This is a genomic window from Rheinheimera nanhaiensis E407-8 (genome assembly GCF_000296695.1).
Lineage (GTDB): Bacteria > Pseudomonadota > Gammaproteobacteria > Enterobacterales > Alteromonadaceae > Alishewanella > Alishewanella nanhaiensis.
Genome location: NZ_BAFK01000055.1, coordinates 1 through 648, shown reverse-complemented (window position 1 = coordinate 648; position 648 = coordinate 1). Strand labels below are relative to the sequence as shown.

General features: G+C 43.2%; 1 protein-coding gene. It reads left to right on the top strand.

Annotated elements, in window-relative coordinates; translation table 11 throughout:
• Positions 1 to 582 (top strand): hypothetical protein (locus RNAN_RS19295; RefSeq protein ID WP_040552789.1); only part of this gene is annotated, 582 nt, incomplete at its 5' end.
• Positions 583 to 648 lie beyond the last annotated feature (66 nt).

Sequence of the window (648 nt, the reverse complement as noted above, 5' to 3'; positions counted from 1 at the left end):
CAAGCCATAGAGCTTGACCCCGGTGTGCTGGCCATTCGTATCTACTGGACGGTATTTGCCAATCAAGAAGCGTTATTTGTTTTATATAAACCGCATGAATACCACGACAACTTACCCACCATGCAGATTCAGGTGTTTTTGGCGGATAATGTCCCAATCCAGTTTAAACGGCAAGAAGGTACCCAATACAATTATGAGTCTTTTGTACGGTCAGGCTTTCTTTATTTTCAACACCCACCTCCACAGCTAAACGAAGCGATGGATAACTCTCAATATCAAGAGTTTTACAACCGAATAATCTTACGTAGCGAATTAGAAGATGGTGTTGTAACGAGATCTATTAACCGATACAAACAATCGCTGGTGCCGGGCGTGACAGCATTGGAGTTTGTTGGCTTGTTTCGAACTCCATTTGATATTTATCTCTATACAGGCACTGAACCTGCACGTCCAGAATTTAGCAGCATTCACGTAAAACGTATTAGCCAGTCTCGGGACAATTACGATACTGAGCAGTTTTTCCGGCTAACAATTCCTGAGGAACTAGCACCTGTACTAAAGCAACCGTACAGACAAGAATAGGTCATCCGTATAGCAGCAGAACCCGAATTTACCCAACCGATTAGCTGGGGTTAACGTATGCGTATT